This window comes from Thioclava indica (genome assembly GCF_000714545.1).
In the GTDB taxonomy this organism is placed as follows: Bacteria; Pseudomonadota; Alphaproteobacteria; order Rhodobacterales; family Rhodobacteraceae; genus Thioclava; species Thioclava indica.
Genome location: NZ_AUNB01000012.1, coordinates 54,133 through 67,133 on the forward strand (window position 1 = coordinate 54,133; position 13,001 = coordinate 67,133).

At 60.7% G+C, this 13,001-nt stretch carries 18 protein-coding genes; 10 read left to right on the top strand and 8 right to left on the bottom strand.

The genetic code is table 11. From position 1 onward, the window contains the following. Nucleotides 1–152: 152 nt before the first annotated feature. Nucleotides 153–578 carry a CoA-binding protein gene (locus DT23_RS04355; RefSeq protein ID WP_038128630.1) on the top strand — a complete coding sequence of 142 codons (426 nt, stop codon included), beginning with the start codon at nucleotides 153–155 and terminating at the stop codon, nucleotides 576–578. Here DT23_RS04355 and hrpB read toward each other — a convergent pair. Both hrpB and DT23_RS04365 read right to left on the bottom strand, forming a co-directional pair. Continuing rightward, nucleotides 575–3,007 (bottom strand): ATP-dependent helicase HrpB, encoded by a 2,433-nt coding sequence (gene hrpB, locus DT23_RS04360; RefSeq protein WP_038128633.1) that lies wholly within the window; start codon nucleotides 3,005–3,007, stop codon nucleotides 575–577. The two genes, DT23_RS04355 and hrpB, sit on opposite strands and share 4 nt — an antisense overlap. A gap of 6 nt (nucleotides 3,008–3,013) precedes the next feature. Next, complete coding sequence (locus tag DT23_RS04365; protein WP_051697038.1) at nucleotides 3,014–3,763, bottom strand: DUF3108 domain-containing protein; 750 nt, start codon at nucleotides 3,761–3,763, stop codon at nucleotides 3,014–3,016. A 128-nt stretch (nucleotides 3,764–3,891) separates the two neighbouring features. Between DT23_RS04365 and meaB the strand changes: the two genes are divergently transcribed. Beyond that, nucleotides 3,892–4,878 carry a methylmalonyl Co-A mutase-associated GTPase MeaB gene (gene meaB / locus DT23_RS04370; protein WP_038128635.1) on the top strand — a complete coding sequence of 329 codons (987 nt, stop codon included), beginning with the start codon at nucleotides 3,892–3,894 and terminating at the stop codon, nucleotides 4,876–4,878. A gap of 6 nt (nucleotides 4,879–4,884) precedes the next feature. Here meaB and DT23_RS04375 read toward each other — a convergent pair whose 3' ends face one another. The 3 genes from DT23_RS04375 to DT23_RS04385 form a co-directional block, all read right to left on the bottom strand. Further along, entirely contained in the window at nucleotides 4,885–5,442 is a 558-nt protein-coding gene (locus DT23_RS04375; protein ID WP_081846913.1) for a copper chaperone PCu(A)C, read from the bottom strand. A gap of 145 nt (nucleotides 5,443–5,587) precedes the next feature. Continuing rightward, complete coding sequence (rpmB, locus tag DT23_RS04380; protein ID WP_038128638.1) at nucleotides 5,588–5,875, bottom strand: 50S ribosomal protein L28; 288 nt, start codon at nucleotides 5,873–5,875, stop codon at nucleotides 5,588–5,590. Between the two features lie 216 nt (nucleotides 5,876–6,091). After that, nucleotides 6,092–6,787: an NAD-dependent deacylase gene (locus DT23_RS04385; protein ID WP_038128642.1), complete on the bottom strand. Its 696-nt coding sequence runs from the start codon at nucleotides 6,785–6,787 to the stop codon at nucleotides 6,092–6,094. Between the two features lie 28 nt (nucleotides 6,788–6,815). Between DT23_RS04385 and DT23_RS04390 the strand changes: the two genes are divergently transcribed. Then, the gene (locus DT23_RS04390; RefSeq protein ID WP_038128645.1) at nucleotides 6,816–7,271 is read left to right on the top strand and encodes a low molecular weight protein-tyrosine-phosphatase; all 456 of its coding nucleotides are present in this window, start codon (nucleotides 6,816–6,818) and stop codon (nucleotides 7,269–7,271) included. A gap of 13 nt (nucleotides 7,272–7,284) precedes the next feature. Here DT23_RS04390 and DT23_RS20235 read toward each other — a convergent pair whose 3' ends face one another. Both DT23_RS20235 and DT23_RS04400 read right to left on the bottom strand, forming a co-directional pair. Next, on the bottom strand, nucleotides 7,285–7,443 hold the full coding sequence (locus tag DT23_RS20235) for a hypothetical protein (RefSeq protein ID WP_338064213.1): 159 nt from the start codon (nucleotides 7,441–7,443) through the stop codon (nucleotides 7,285–7,287). 370 nt (nucleotides 7,444–7,813) lie between these two features. Further along, nucleotides 7,814–8,002, bottom strand: coding sequence for a heavy-metal-associated domain-containing protein (locus tag DT23_RS04400; RefSeq protein ID WP_038128647.1), 189 nt, complete (start codon nucleotides 8,000–8,002; stop codon nucleotides 7,814–7,816). Nucleotides 8,003–8,146: 144 nt separating this feature from the next. On the opposite strand from DT23_RS04400, the gene lepA reads away from it, so the two are divergent. From lepA to DT23_RS04415, 3 genes are all read left to right on the top strand, one after another. Next, nucleotides 8,147–9,946 carry a translation elongation factor 4 gene (gene lepA / locus DT23_RS04405; protein ID WP_038128649.1) on the top strand — a complete coding sequence of 600 codons (1,800 nt, stop codon included), beginning with the start codon at nucleotides 8,147–8,149 and terminating at the stop codon, nucleotides 9,944–9,946. 135 nt (nucleotides 9,947–10,081) lie between these two features. Continuing rightward, nucleotides 10,082–10,561 (top strand): pyridoxamine 5'-phosphate oxidase family protein, encoded by a 480-nt coding sequence (locus DT23_RS04410; RefSeq protein WP_038128652.1) that lies wholly within the window; start codon nucleotides 10,082–10,084, stop codon nucleotides 10,559–10,561. A gap of 108 nt (nucleotides 10,562–10,669) precedes the next feature. Then, nucleotides 10,670–11,176 (top strand): PhnA domain-containing protein, encoded by a 507-nt coding sequence (locus tag DT23_RS04415; protein WP_038128653.1) that lies wholly within the window; start codon nucleotides 10,670–10,672, stop codon nucleotides 11,174–11,176. 46 nt (nucleotides 11,177–11,222) lie between these two features. Here DT23_RS04415 and DT23_RS19345 read toward each other — a convergent pair whose 3' ends face one another. Continuing rightward, entirely contained in the window at nucleotides 11,223–11,363 is a 141-nt protein-coding gene (locus DT23_RS19345) for an entericidin, EcnA/B family (RefSeq protein ID WP_338064214.1), read from the bottom strand. Between the two features lie 113 nt (nucleotides 11,364–11,476). Between DT23_RS19345 and DT23_RS04420 the strand changes: the two genes are divergently transcribed. From DT23_RS04420 to DT23_RS04435, 4 genes are all read left to right on the top strand, one after another. Next, on the top strand, nucleotides 11,477–11,692 hold the full coding sequence (locus tag DT23_RS04420) for a hypothetical protein (RefSeq protein WP_038128656.1): 216 nt from the start codon (nucleotides 11,477–11,479) through the stop codon (nucleotides 11,690–11,692). Between the two features lie 127 nt (nucleotides 11,693–11,819). Further along, nucleotides 11,820–12,137, top strand: a complete 318-nt coding sequence (locus DT23_RS04425) for a hypothetical protein (RefSeq protein ID WP_038128658.1) — start codon at nucleotides 11,820–11,822, stop codon at nucleotides 12,135–12,137. Between the two features lie 112 nt (nucleotides 12,138–12,249). Further along, nucleotides 12,250–12,432, top strand: coding sequence for a hypothetical protein (locus DT23_RS04430; RefSeq protein ID WP_038128661.1), 183 nt, complete (start codon nucleotides 12,250–12,252; stop codon nucleotides 12,430–12,432). Between the two features lie 100 nt (nucleotides 12,433–12,532). After that, nucleotides 12,533–12,979, top strand: coding sequence for a hypothetical protein (locus tag DT23_RS04435; RefSeq protein WP_038128663.1), 447 nt, complete (start codon nucleotides 12,533–12,535; stop codon nucleotides 12,977–12,979). Nucleotides 12,980–13,001: the final 22 nt, after the last annotated feature.

Genomic DNA, 13,001 nt, shown 5'->3' on the forward strand with positions numbered 1-13,001 from the left:
TGCCCCTTTAACGGCGCAAACGGATACCCATGTTACTAAGTGGAAGCGCGATCTCGGAACCTTCGCGCTTCAAGTTCACTGTCCCTCGTTCCGCCACTTCAGCGCCCCGGCCATTTATGGTTCGGGCGCTTTTTTCTAAGTTGGAGGCTGCAATGACCGATGCTGATTTGCGTGACATACTCACCGAGACCCGCGTGATCGCGGTCGTGGGCATCTCGAACAAACCTGAACGCCCCTCGCATGAGGTGGCGCAGTATTTGCAGGCCAAGGGCTATCGCATCGTGCCGGTCAATCCGGGGCTGGCGGGGCAAACGCTGCTGGGCGAAACGGTTTATGCTGATCTGGGCGCTATTCCCGATGATCTGGGCGTCGATATGGTCGATATCTTTCGCCGGTCGGAAACCGTGCCCGAGGTTGTCGCCGATGCCTTGGCCCATCTGCCCGGCCTGCGCACGATCTGGATGCAGTTGGGCGTGGTGCATGAGGGCGCAGCCCAGCAGGCGCGGGCCAAGGGTGTGCGCGTCGTGATGAACCGTTGTCCGAAAATTGACTATCCGCGGGTGATGGCAGGGGGCTAGGTGCCGCGTGGTTTGGCGCGCAGGGTCGGGTCGGCCTCACACGGGTTTTCGGGCCACGGGTGTCTTGGATAGCGCCCGCGCATATCCTTGCGCACATCGCTATACGAGCCATCCCAAAACCCCGGCAGATCCATCGTGACCTGAATCGGTTTGTGACCCGGCGACAGCAGCGTCACGCGCAGCGGCAGGCGTTTCGGCCCAACCGTGGGGTGGGTGGTGACGCCAAACATCTCTTGCAGTCTGATCTCAATTCCCGGCGCTTCGCCTGCGTAATCAATTGGTACGCGCCGCCCTAAGGGCGTTTCAAAATGCCCCGGCGCGAGACGGTCGATCAGCTGCATTTGCTCCCAATCGAGGCTGGCGCGCAGGGCTTCGGTCACGTCGAGCTTGCGTAGATCGGCCTCGGTTCGCTTGCCCTTCAGATAGGGCAGTAGCCAGTCTTCGGCGCGCGCCAGAAGGGCCGCATCGGTGAAATCGGGCAGGTCTGCACCCTGACCGCGCAACAGCTCGACGCGCGCTTGCAGGCGCTTCGCTGCAGGCGTCATCGGCAATCCGATCTGGCGCAACCCGTCCAGCGCGCCTAGCGCAATTGCCTCACGCGGGGCGTCTTTCCAGATCCGGTCGTCCAGAACCAGCGCGCCAAAACGTTCCTGCTTGCGCGCTACCACGCGACCCTCACGCTTGGACCATTCGCAGACATCATGCCAGCCGATCTGATCGCCAAACAGCGCCCGGATCTGCGCCTCGGAAATTGCAGCGCCCTGACGCACCCGCGCTTCCCGCGGATCGCCGTCCAGATCGGTCGCCACGATCAGGCGCTGCGTGCCCAACGGATCGCCCTCGGCCACCACCGCGCCCTTGCCGCCCGACAACACGAAACGGGGCGCATCGCCCTTGCGGCGCAGCCCGATGCGGTCGGGATAGGCCAGCGCGGCTTGTGCCTCGGGGGGCAGCGGTGCGGGGCTGTTGTCGACGAGCCGGGCCAGCCGCTTTGCTTCGGTCCTGATCCGCTCAATCGTGGCGCGATGGGCCTCGGGGCCGGGGGAGCGGATCGCGGCGAGGCGCAGCAACAGATCGGCAGGCGCGCCGCGCAACGGATCACGTTCAGCCAGCAGCGCGGCCAGCTGTGCCGCCTGTGCGCCCGCCGTCAATAGCATATGACCCAAGCGCGGATGCAGCGGCAGGCGGGCCAGTTTGCGCCCATGCGCGGTGATCTGCGTGCCGCTTAGCGCGCCCAGATCGGCTAGCAATGCGCGCGCCTCGGATAGCGCAGGCGCGGGGGGCGGTGTCAGAAAAGCCAGATCGCTGCCATCGCTGCCCCAAAGCGCGAGTTCCAGCGCAAGGCCCGTCAGATCGGCCACCTCAATCTCGGCAGGTGCGAACGCGGGCAACGCGCCCTCGGCCCCCTTGGTCCACAGCCGATAGCAAATGCCCACGGACACGCGCCCCGCGCGGCCCCTGCGTTGTTCTGCCTCGGCGCGGCTGACGGGTTCGGTGACCAGACGTGCCATCCCCGAGGCTGCGTCGAACCGCGCCCGGCGCGCGCGCCCGGCATCAATCACCACGCGGATATCCTCGATCGTCAGCGAGGTTTCCGCAATCGAGGTCGCCAGCACCAGTTTGCGCCCCGTCGTGCAAGGCGCAATCGCGGCGCGCTGGGCGGCGAACTCCATCGCGCCAAACAGTGGACGGATCGCGATATCTGCGGGCAAGCGCCCCTTGAGCAGCCCCTCGACGCGGCGGATTTCTCCCTCGCCGGGCAAAAACGCCAGCAGCGAGCCGTCTGTTTCCCCAGCCGCCTGTTCGATCAGCCCCGCCATCGCGCCTTCAAAGCGCATCGTGCGATCCACGGGTCGGGCCAGCCAGCGGGTTTCAACGGGATAAGCGCGCCCTTGCGAGGTGATGATTGGCGCATCGTCGAGCAGAGCGGCGACCGGATCAGCGTCCAGCGTCGCCGACATCACGACCAGCGCCAAATCAGGGCGCAAGGCGGCGCGGGCCTCCCAGATCAACGCGAGGCCCAGATCGGCATTTAGCGAGCGTTCGTGAAACTCGTCGAAAATCACGCACCCGACGCCTGCCAGCTCGGGATCAGATTGCAGCATGCGGGTGAGAATGCCCTCAGTGACCACCTCAATCCGGGTGGCGTTCGAAGCCTTGGTTTCGCCCCGGATGCGATATCCGACGCGCTGCCCGACACTTTCCCCAAGGCTTTGCGCCATGCGCTCGGCAGCGGCGCGCGCTGCAAGGCGGCGCGGTTCCAGCATCACGATCCGGCCTTCGATCTGCTCAAGCAGCGCAAGCGGCACCCGCGTGGTTTTGCCCGCACCCGGCGGGGCCATCAGAACCGCGCGGCCATGCGCCGCCACTGCCGCCCGCAGATCGGGCAGCACCGCGTCAATCGGAAGAGGGGTGTCGGTCGGGCTCACGCCCCTTTATTGCCGTTTCAAACGACCTTTGCCATAGATCGTGTCGGTTTCGATCTCATTTACCTCAAGGCGGCCATTGGCATTCGGGGCGTAATGCAGGGTAAAGGGAAAGCGGCTTTTTTCGGCCATGTCCTTGGCGGAAAATCCGGCAAGACGGCGGTATTCGCCCGAACACACCACGCCATCGCCCTCGGGGCGGGCATCAAACAGCCGCACCTGTGAACGCTTCGAGCCGTCATACATCTTCACGTCCAGCTTGCAGGCCTCGTCGCGGTTAACATTGCGCAGCACCGCATAAAGCGCGGTCAGCGGGTCAATCGCGCCGCCTTGTTTCGCGGGATCCACATCTGTGTCGCGGGGCCTGCGCGGCGGTTTCTGGCTAACCGCGATGGGCGTGCCGTTTTTATACACGATCTCATGGGTGGATTTGCCGCGTGGGGTGTCGGATATCTCGGAGAATCGCATCGGCGTAAACTTCCCGTTGCGATAGCTGCCCGACACGGTGGCGTCATAACGAATCTTGCGCAGCAGCCCGACAAGCCCTGCGGTTTGCAGCACGCCATTGGCCCCATAGGCATTGCCCACGATCTTGCCATTGATCACCAGTTCGCCCGCGCGCAATCCCTTGAGGACAACGTCGAACACGATCTGATCGCTTTGATCGGCACGGGCGGGCAGGCTGGGTTGGAGAAATGCAAGAGCTGCAAGCAATGGCAAAACAGCCGCGCGGCGAGCGCGCGAAAAAGTAGAAATCATGATGCTCCTCATGGGGCAAATCGTGTTTGAGACTGGACATAGCCTGCGCAGAGCGGGCAAGTAACCGCAAAGACTTCACCTTTGCTATCAAACCTGACACGATCTTGAAAATCAGCGAAAGCCCGCCGATGAGCAACCGAACACCTGCCGATCTGGCCCCGAAACTTCTAGAGGGCGACCGCCGCGCTTTGGCGCGCGCGATCACGCTGGTGGAATCGGGGCGCGCCGATCACCGCGCGCAGGCGGGTGAGTTGCTGGAAATGGTGGCGCAATCGGGGCGGCAGGCGTTGCGCATCGGGCTGTCGGGCACGCCGGGGGTCGGCAAATCCACCTTTATCGAGGCATTTGGACTGATGCTGAGCGCGCAGGGGCTTAAGGTTGCGGTGCTGGCGGTTGATCCCAGTTCGTCGCGCTCGGGCGGCTCGATCCTGGGCGATAAAACCCGGATGGAGCGGCTGTCGCGCGATCCCAACGCCTTCATCCGTCCCTCGCCCTCGCAGACGCATCTGGGCGGCGTGGCGCGGCGCACGCGCGAGGCGGTGTCGCTATGTGAGGCGGCCAATTTCGACGTGGTGCTGATCGAAACGGTGGGCGTGGGTCAGTCCGAAACGCTGGTCGCCGAGATGGTTGATCTGTTCGTTTTGCTGATGGCGCCTGCGGGCGGAGACGAGCTGCAAGGGGTCAAGCGCGGCATCATGGAGATGGCCGATCTGATCTTGGTGAACAAGGCCGATGGCGATCTTAAGCCCGCCGCGATGCGCACCGTGGCCGATTACGCCGGCGCGCTGCATCTGCTGCGCAAACGTCCGCAAGATCCGAAAGGCTTCCCCAAGGCGTTGCCGGTTTCGGCGCTGGCCGATGAGGGGTTGTTGAAGGCGTGGGAAGAGATGACCACGCTGGCCGATTGGCGGCGCGAGAACGGCTATCTCGAGCGCCGCCGCGCCGAACAGGCACGCCATTGGTTTGAGGCCGAGGTGCGCGAGGGGCTGTTGGCGCGTCTGCGCAATGATCCGGCAATCCGTGCGCAGATGGAGTCGCTGGGGGCGACTGTGGCGGCCGGGGAAAGTGCCCCGTCAGCCGCCGCAGCCAAGATGCTTGATCTGCTGCGCAACTAAGCGCGCTTACATATCGCTTTCGATTTTGTTCATTTTGGGCTCACCATGCGTTATCTCGCCATGGTTCATCGTGCCGTGCTCAATTTCACCATGGGTCACCGGGTCGTCGTCCGTCTTCATATTCATGCCCTGATCGCGCTTGAGATCGACCGGAATTTCGACGGTCATATCGCCCGCTCTTTCGAAATGCAGCGTCACGCGCACCAGATCGCCTTGATTGAGCCCGTGGTTCAACCCCATGAACATCACATGATCGCCACCGCGTTTGAGGTCATGCTCGCCATGCGCGGGAATCACGAAACCCTCTTTGACTTCAAGCATCTGCATCTTGCCATCGCCCAGATCCTTATGGGTGTGCAGCTCGACACGCGCGGCCACATCGGAACTGGCAGAGACCAGACGGTCATCAAGATCGGTGACATTCTTGATTTCCATAAACGCCGCGCCCGATTTCGACATCGGGGTAGAGACGCGAGCGTAAGGATCGGTGATCTCGATCTGATCGGCAAAAGCGGGCAAAGCCAGCGCGGTCAGTGCGGCGGCCATCAGGGTTTGTCGAAACATGTGGTCTCCTCGGGGTGGGTGTTATGTGCGTTGCAGCCACCCTAGCGAGCGCGCTGCGCGATGAAAAGCCGCTCACCGAACGCGCGGCATGCAAAAACCCCGCGCCAGAGGCACGAGGTTCCTACAACTAGCCGTTTGGCAAAACTCAGGCGGTGGCCTGTGCCTTGGCAATCGCTTTTTTGATCTTCAGCGCCTTGTCGGACAGTTCAATGTCCTTCGCCTTGGCGAGATAGGTATCAAGGCCACCACGGTGGTCAACCGAGCGCAGGCCAGCAGCCGAAACGCGCAGTTTGAAGCTTTGACCCAGAGCATCCGAGATCAAGGTGACATCGTTCAGGTTCGGCAGGAAGCGACGACGCGATCTGTTTTTCGCGTGGCTCACTTTGTTGCCCGTGATGGGGCCCTTGCCGGTCAGTTCGCAAACGCGCGACATGGCATTATTCCTTCGTTTCTTACCTGGCCTAAGATGCGAATCGCGCCCCGGCCCCAACATAGAAAGGCGCCGCGTTAGGCAGCGCCCAGAATTCTGTTGGCGGGAGATACGAGGAATGGCGCCCCGCGTCAAGCGGCTCGGCGCCGATTTTGCCCGTCTATTTAGCGAATTTGACGAATTATTCGGCTGGGAATTCTGCCATAGCAAATGCGCAGCTTATGCGCGCGTTAGCCGTTCGCGCACCCATTGGGGCACAATCTGCGTGGCTGGCCCATGGTGGGCCGTGTCGAAAAGCCGAGTGCCCGTTGATGGCTCTAGGTTCAATTCCAGCGTCTCGACCCCGGCCTCTGCAGCGCCCTGCACAAATCCCGCAGCCGGATAGACGTTGCCCGAGGTGCCAATCGAGACGAACAGATCCGCATCTTCCAGCGCGGCAACGATTCGCTCCATCTGATAGGGCATTTCACCAAACCAGACGATATCGGGTCGCGTCGCGGCGCGCCCGCAGGCGGGGCAGGAATCGGTTGCGCTCATCACCTCGGGGGCGGGCCAGCGATGCCCGCAAGCATGGCAAAGCGCCCCGAACAGCGAGCCGTGCATGTGGATCACGTTCTGCGATCCGGCGCGCTCGTGCAGGTCATCGACGTTTTGCGTGACGATCAGCACGTCGTGGGTGGGATCGGCTTCCAACTTGGCCAGCGCAAGATGGGCGGCGTTGGGTTGGGCGGCGCGCGCGGCGGCGCGGCGGGCGTTATAGAATTCATGTACCAATGCGGGATCGCGCGAAAACCCTTCGGGCGTGGCGACGTCTTCGATTCGGTGTTCCTCCCACAGCCCATCCGAGGCGCGAAAGGTGCGAATCCCGCTTTCGGCTGAAATCCCGGCTCCGGTCAAGATCACGATTCTGGACATGGGCGCTCCTTCCGTTACAACAGCCCCTATGCGTATCCTGTTTCTCTGTCTTGGCAATATCTGCCGCTCACCCGCCGCCGAGGCGATCACCCGTGCCAAGGCGTTGGCTGCGGGGCTTGATGTCACATTTGATAGCGCGGGGACGGGCGCTTGGCACCTTGGAGAGCCCCCCTATGATCCCATGGTCGAAGCAGCCCGCGCGCGCGGCTATGATCTCAGCACGCTGCGCGCACGCCAGATTGGTCCGCAAGATTATGCGGGTTTTGATCTGATTCTGGCGATGGATGAGAACAATCTGCGCGACGGTCTGGATCAAGCGCCGCGCGATACGCACGCGCAGGTGCAGATGTTTCTAGAGGGTCCGGCAGGCCCGCAAGACGTGCCAGATCCCTATTTCACGCGCGACTTTGAAGCATCGCTTGACCTGATTGAGGCGGGCGCCGACGCGTTGGTGGCAGACCTGCTGGCCGATCAGGCGAAATGAGCCGCCCGGCGGATCACTGGCTGCAATAGCCCTCAGCGGTTGAGGCGAATTTCTTGTAGCGCGCCCAAAAGTCATTATCCGATTTGCTTTCGGACATGCGCACGACTTGCGCGCGGTCGGGGTCGCGAAAGAAGCTGGCGGCGCGACGCTGGTCACGATTGCTCAGTGTCATGTCTGCAACTTGTTGGATGCAGCCGCAGGTTGCCGAGCTATTGCTGCGTCCTGCCTTCATGCAAGCGCTGTCGATAGCCCCAGCCGAAGCCATTGAGGCAAACCCGATAGTGGCACCGAATGCGCAGAGTCCGAGCGTCATTTTGATAGTCATTTGCACTGCCCTCATTTATGCGATCGGCTATTTTTCGCCTGATCTGCTTATTTATTGCTTAAACCCTAGCGAAAAATCAAAGTTTAGGCAATGCGGATGGCAAAAATCCGCCTACCGCGTCAATGTGGCGGAACCCGTTTCCAATCTGTCGGGGCTCGCGTGTTTTTCGCCCCAAGATGTGGTTCCGGCCCGACCGCTTTCGGGGCGCCTCGCGGATTTACTCGGTCGGCTGCGCCGCGAATCCTGCAGCCTTCAGGGCGCTGAGAACCGTGGCGGGCGGCAGGCCGGACACTTCGACTTCGCGGTCTTCAAGGTAGACATCCGCGCGCCCACCGACTTCTTCGATGGCGGCCTCAATGGCGGCTTTGCAATGGCCGCAAGTCATGTTGGGAACGGAATAGATCATGGCGTTTCTCCTTGTCCTGCTCTTGCTGTGGGGCGGGGGTGAAGGAAGGTCAAGGCTGACATGCCTTCGGTAGCGGCGAGGCTTTGCCCAAAAGGGCGCGCAATCCCTCTTCCCGACCCCCTATTTCCACGATATACGCGCGCCATGACCGATATTGAACGCATCAGAAACTTCTCCATCGTGGCCCATATCGACCACGGTAAATCCACCCTCGCGGACCGGCTGATCCAGCTGACCGGGACGGTGGCCGAACGTGATATGAAGGCGCAAATGCTGGATGCGATGGATATCGAGCGCGAGCGTGGCATCACCATCAAGGCCAACTCGGTGCGTATCGATTATCCGGCCAAGGATGGGCATACCTATGTGCTCAACCTGATCGACACGCCCGGCCATGTGGACTTTGCCTATGAGGTCAGTCGCTCGATGCAGGCGGTTGAAGGCTCGCTGCTGGTCGTGGATGCCTCTCAAGGGGTCGAGGCGCAGACGCTGGCCAATGTCTATCAGGCGATTGATGCCGATCATGAGATCGTTCCGGTGCTGAACAAGGTCGATCTGCCCGCCGCCGAACCCGAGCGCGTGAAAGAGCAGATCGAGGATGTGATCGGGATCGACGCATCGGAATCGGTGATGATTTCGGCCAAGACGGGGCTTGGGATTCCCGATGTGCTGGAGGCCATCGTCACTCGTTTGCCCGCTCCCAAGGGCGACCGCGATGCGCCGCTCAAGGCGATGCTGGTCGATAGCTGGTATGACAGCTATCTCGGCGTTGTCGTGCTGATCCGCGTCATGGACGGTGTCATCAAAAAGGGCGATCAGATCAAGATGATGAAGACGGGCGCGGCTTATAAGCTGGACCGTCTGGCCGTGCTCAAGCCGCAGATGGTCGAGATTGCCGAACTCGGGCCGGGCGAGATCGGGGTGTTTACTGCCTCGATCAAACAGGTGCGCGACACCCGCGTTGGCGACACGATCACCCATGAAAAGAAACCCTGCGCCACGGCGCTTCCGGGGTTCAAGCCCGCGCAGCCCGTGGTGTTCTGTGGCCTGTTCCCGGTTGATGCGAATGATTTCGACGATCTGCGCGATGCGATTGAAAAGCTGCAACTCAACGATGCGAGTTTCAGTTCGGAAATGGAAACGTCCGCTGCACTTGGTTTCGGCTTCCGCTGCGGTTTCTTGGGGCTGCTGCACCTAGAGGTGATCCGCGACCGCCTTGAGCGCGAATATGATCTTGACCTGATCACCACCGCGCCCAGCGTTGTGTTCAAGCTGCATATGCGCGACGGCGAGGTGCGCGATCTGCACAACCCCGCCGACATGCCCGACCTGACGCTTGTCGATCACATCGAAGAGCCGCGGATCAAGGCGACGATCCTTGTGCCCGACGAATACTTGGGCGACGTTTTGAAACTGTGCCAAGACCGTCGCGGCATCCAGATGGACCTGACCTATGCCGGTTCGCGCGCGATGGTGGTCTATGACCTGCCGCTTGCCGAGGTGGTGTTTGATTTCTACGACCGTCTGAAATCGGTGACCAAAGGCTATGCGAGCTTTGACTACCAGATCACCGGCTATCGCGAGGACTTCCTTGTGAAAATGTCGATCCTTGTGAACGACGAGCCGGTCGATGCGCTCTCGATCATGGTGCACCGCGACCGCGCCGATGCACGCGGCCGCGCAATGGTCGAAAAACTCAAAGACCTGATCCCGCGCCACATGTTCAAAATCCCGATCCAGGCCGCCATCGGAGGCCGCGTGATCGCGCGCGAAACGCTGTCTGCAATGCGCAAGGACGTGACCGCGAAATGCTATGGCGGCGACGCCACCCGCAAGAAGAAGCTGCTGGAAAAGCAGAAAGCGGGTAAGAAAAAGATGCGTCAGTTCGGGAAGGTCGAGATTCCCCAGTCAGCGTTTATCGCGGCGTTGAAGATGGATGAGTAAAACACGACCCCGCTAACAGCGGGGTTAGGACGGGGTGCGCTTGGCAACTCGCTACTCAATCATCTTCATATCACTTTCTGCGGAACAGGCTTGGCTTGCCCTACGTTCTTCTCCAAACGCCACAAGGAGAATGACATGACCGATCAAGCCAAGATTGAAGCCTCGTTCTGGGACGCGCTGGACTCTGACCGCGCGGTGATGCTGTCGCGTGGAGCGCAGGGCAGCGCGCAGCCGCGCCCCATGACTGCCGTCGTCGAGGAAAAGCCGGGGCCAATCTGGTTCTTTACGGCGCGCGACAGTGAGCTGCTGGATGGGATGCGCAACGGCGATGCGGCGCTGTTCACCTTTGTGGATAAAGGCCACAAAGTATTCGCGACCGTGTCCGGCGCGCTGACGGAAACCGATGATCGCGCGGTGATCGATCGCCTTTGGAACCCCTTCATTGCAGCTTGGTATGACGGCAAGGACGACCCGAAACTGGTTCTGCTGCGCTTTGACCCGAAAGAGGCTGAAATCTGGGAGTCGGGGAATTCTCTGGTCGCGGGATTGAAGATCTTGCTGTCCAGCGACCCTGCCGAAACCATGAGTGACCGCGTTGCGCACAAGAGCTACTGACGCGTGACGCCAGATTGCGAAGGGGCTGCGGTGCATCCGCAGCTCTTTTGCGTTGTCTAACGGGTGGAAGCGGTTACAAAGCCTGTGAACCATCTCAAAGGACCGCCCATGACCTGCCCGCTTTGCTCTGCCGATGCCCCGCTGCAAGATTTTCCCGTGACCGGAGGCCCCGAGGGCGCAACGGCGGCGATTTGTGCCACCTGCGTCGAGCAGATTGAGGGCACGCCCGATCCGGCCCATTGGCGCGGTTTGGCGGGGGCGATCTGGTCCGAGGAGCCTGCGGTGCAGGTGCTTGCGGCGCGGATGCTGGGGCGCATTGATGAGGTTTGGGCGAATGATCTCGCCGATCAGATGTATCTTGATGACGAGACGCGCGCTTGGGTCGACAACGTCGAAACCACACTAGAGCATCGCGATTCCAACGGCGCGTTGCTGGCGCGGGGCGATACGGTGGTGCTGATCAAGGATTTGCCGGTCAAGGGCGCGGGCTTTACGGCCAAGCGCGGCACGGCGGTGCGGGGGATCTCGCTGGTGGCCGATAATGCAGGCCATATCGAGGGTCGGGTCGAGGGCCAGCGCATCGTGATCCTGACCGAATTCGTCAAAAAGAAATAACGTCAGAGGCAAAAAGGCCCCGGATCTACCGGGGCCTTCCAAGGCATTACTTCGCCTGCTGTGCTTCGCTGGCAATGGTGTTGCCTGCGACCGACAGGTCTTGACCTGCGCCCTGCACCGTATTGCAAGCGGCAAGGCTCAGAAGCGCCAGCATCATCACGCCAGACAGTTTAACCGAACTCATCATAGTGCTCTCCTTTGAAGGCTATACAGCCGAACGTGTGAAAAAAAATACGGTTCCCCGGAACCATCCGTATTAATCGACGTTTGCTAGTTGAACACAAGACGAAGAGGCATGTGATGAAGGCACCGCTGCGCATTTTGTTGGCCACGCTTTGGGCGCTTTGCATTGCCGGAGTGGTGATTGTCGCTGCGTTGAGCCTTGGTATCGTCGAGTGGCAAGATTTCGCCACAGCCGTGATCGCGGGCTTGGTTTTGGGTATTCCCGCCGGAATTTGGACCGAACGTCGTATCAAGCGGAATGATCCGTTCTGGCCGCCGCGCCGTCGATCTTGATTCCCCGAAACGGGAGCACGATTTAGCGAATGTCCCGCGCAGAATCGTGTCCTTCCGCCCGAGCAGGTTAACACTATGTTAACCAAGCTCTGAAAGGCTCCGGGTTGTCCCTCCCCGGAGCCTTTCTATGTCCAGATCATCTCTTTTCCTCTGCCTGTTTCTGATCGGCTGCGGCGCCTCGCCCGCGCCGCAATTTTTCGGCGCGATCCGCCATGATATGATGCTCGAGGGCATCGACTTCACCGTTTTCGTCAAGGCCGATAAGGCCGAGGTGATCCGCCTTGGCTATCTGTCGCGTCGCGAGCGTGACCGCGTGCCGGCCCTGATGGTGCGCGCAGCCGAGGCGGCGTCGGGGTGCAAAGTGGCAGGGCCAGCGGGCGGGCTATATAAATCGCCCTCGCTGCCCGGCGATACCGGAGAGCAGCGTTTCCAGCTTGACTGTTGATGCGACGCCCTGCCGCAGGTGACGCGTGCAAAACTTGACTCGGATCAAGGTAACGTTTGCGTGAGTATGATCATTTCGCCGCTAAGAAATGTATCGTAAACGGAGAAGCGACATGCGTCTGTTCGCCATTATCTATTCGCTCGCTGGGCCCACGCTGGCCGGGATCTTGATCACCGCAGCGCTGACCATGAACATGTTCACCTCGCGCGCAATGATCGCCTCGGCAGTCATCGGCTTTATCGTGGCGCTGCCGATTTCCTGGTTTGTTGCCAAACAGATCAACGAAAATATGTGAACGCGCGATTGCGAAAGTGACAGACGGGACTGCGGCGGCTATACGTTCAGTGTAACGCTTAGTGCGCCGCGCTTCTTTTATTTCATTCGCAAAAGTCTTTATGTCCAACGTATTCGGTTATTTCAAGACGCAGGTCGGCCTATTTCGGCTGATCTTTTTGTTGGCGATCCTGCAATGGCTACTCAGTTTCGGGATGGAGCACACGGTTTACGAAACGGTGCGCTACAGTGCGAAGACACCCGGTTTGCTGACCTATTTATATATCGGCGTCGGTGTCGCAATCCCTGTGCTGGTCGTATGGACGCTGATTTTGCCCAAGACGCGCGGCGCGCCCAAGCCGCGTGATAATCCAGAACCGATGGACTCTGGTGCACCGCCGGTTCACTGGGTGGTATTTCTCGTCATTATTTTGCCGACGGTGACGGGCGGGGCCGCGTTTTTCCTCAATATCAGTTGGGTGGCAAAGGTACATTCTGATCTGAATACAGCGCTGGTAATTGGCTTGGGTCTTGTGACGTTGCAGAGTGATTTCACCAATAAGACCTGAAAGATTACCTGCTGCGCCCGAT

Coding starts and splice junctions, on each gene's coding strand:
- DT23_RS04355 (WP_038128630.1), top strand. CDS start 153: ATGACCGATGCTGATTTGCGTGACATACTCACCGAGACCCGCGTGATC.
- DT23_RS04365 (WP_051697038.1), bottom strand. CDS start 3,763: ATGATTTCTACTTTTTCGCGCGCTCGCCGCGCGGCTGTTTTGCCATTG.
- meaB (WP_038128635.1), top strand. CDS start 3,892: ATGAGCAACCGAACACCTGCCGATCTGGCCCCGAAACTTCTAGAGGGC.
- DT23_RS04375 (WP_081846913.1), bottom strand. CDS start 5,442: ATGTTTCGACAAACCCTGATGGCCGCCGCACTGACCGCGCTGGCTTTG.
- rpmB (WP_038128638.1), bottom strand. CDS start 5,875: ATGTCGCGCGTTTGCGAACTGACCGGCAAGGGCCCCATCACGGGCAAC.
- DT23_RS04385 (WP_038128642.1), bottom strand. CDS start 6,787: ATGTCCAGAATCGTGATCTTGACCGGAGCCGGGATTTCAGCCGAAAGC.
- DT23_RS04390 (WP_038128645.1), top strand. CDS start 6,816: ATGCGTATCCTGTTTCTCTGTCTTGGCAATATCTGCCGCTCACCCGCC.
- DT23_RS20235 (WP_338064213.1), bottom strand. CDS start 7,443: ATGACACTGAGCAATCGTGACCAGCGTCGCGCCGCCAGCTTCTTTCGC.
- DT23_RS04400 (WP_038128647.1), bottom strand. CDS start 8,002: ATGATCTATTCCGTTCCCAACATGACTTGCGGCCATTGCAAAGCCGCC.
- lepA (WP_038128649.1), top strand. CDS start 8,147: ATGACCGATATTGAACGCATCAGAAACTTCTCCATCGTGGCCCATATC.
- DT23_RS04410 (WP_038128652.1), top strand. CDS start 10,082: ATGACCGATCAAGCCAAGATTGAAGCCTCGTTCTGGGACGCGCTGGAC.
- DT23_RS04415 (WP_038128653.1), top strand. CDS start 10,670: ATGACCTGCCCGCTTTGCTCTGCCGATGCCCCGCTGCAAGATTTTCCC.
- DT23_RS19345 (WP_338064214.1), bottom strand. CDS start 11,363: ATGATGAGTTCGGTTAAACTGTCTGGCGTGATGATGCTGGCGCTTCTG.
- DT23_RS04420 (WP_038128656.1), top strand. CDS start 11,477: ATGAAGGCACCGCTGCGCATTTTGTTGGCCACGCTTTGGGCGCTTTGC.
- DT23_RS04425 (WP_038128658.1), top strand. CDS start 11,820: ATGTCCAGATCATCTCTTTTCCTCTGCCTGTTTCTGATCGGCTGCGGC.
- DT23_RS04430 (WP_038128661.1), top strand. CDS start 12,250: ATGCGTCTGTTCGCCATTATCTATTCGCTCGCTGGGCCCACGCTGGCC.
- DT23_RS04435 (WP_038128663.1), top strand. CDS start 12,533: ATGTCCAACGTATTCGGTTATTTCAAGACGCAGGTCGGCCTATTTCGG.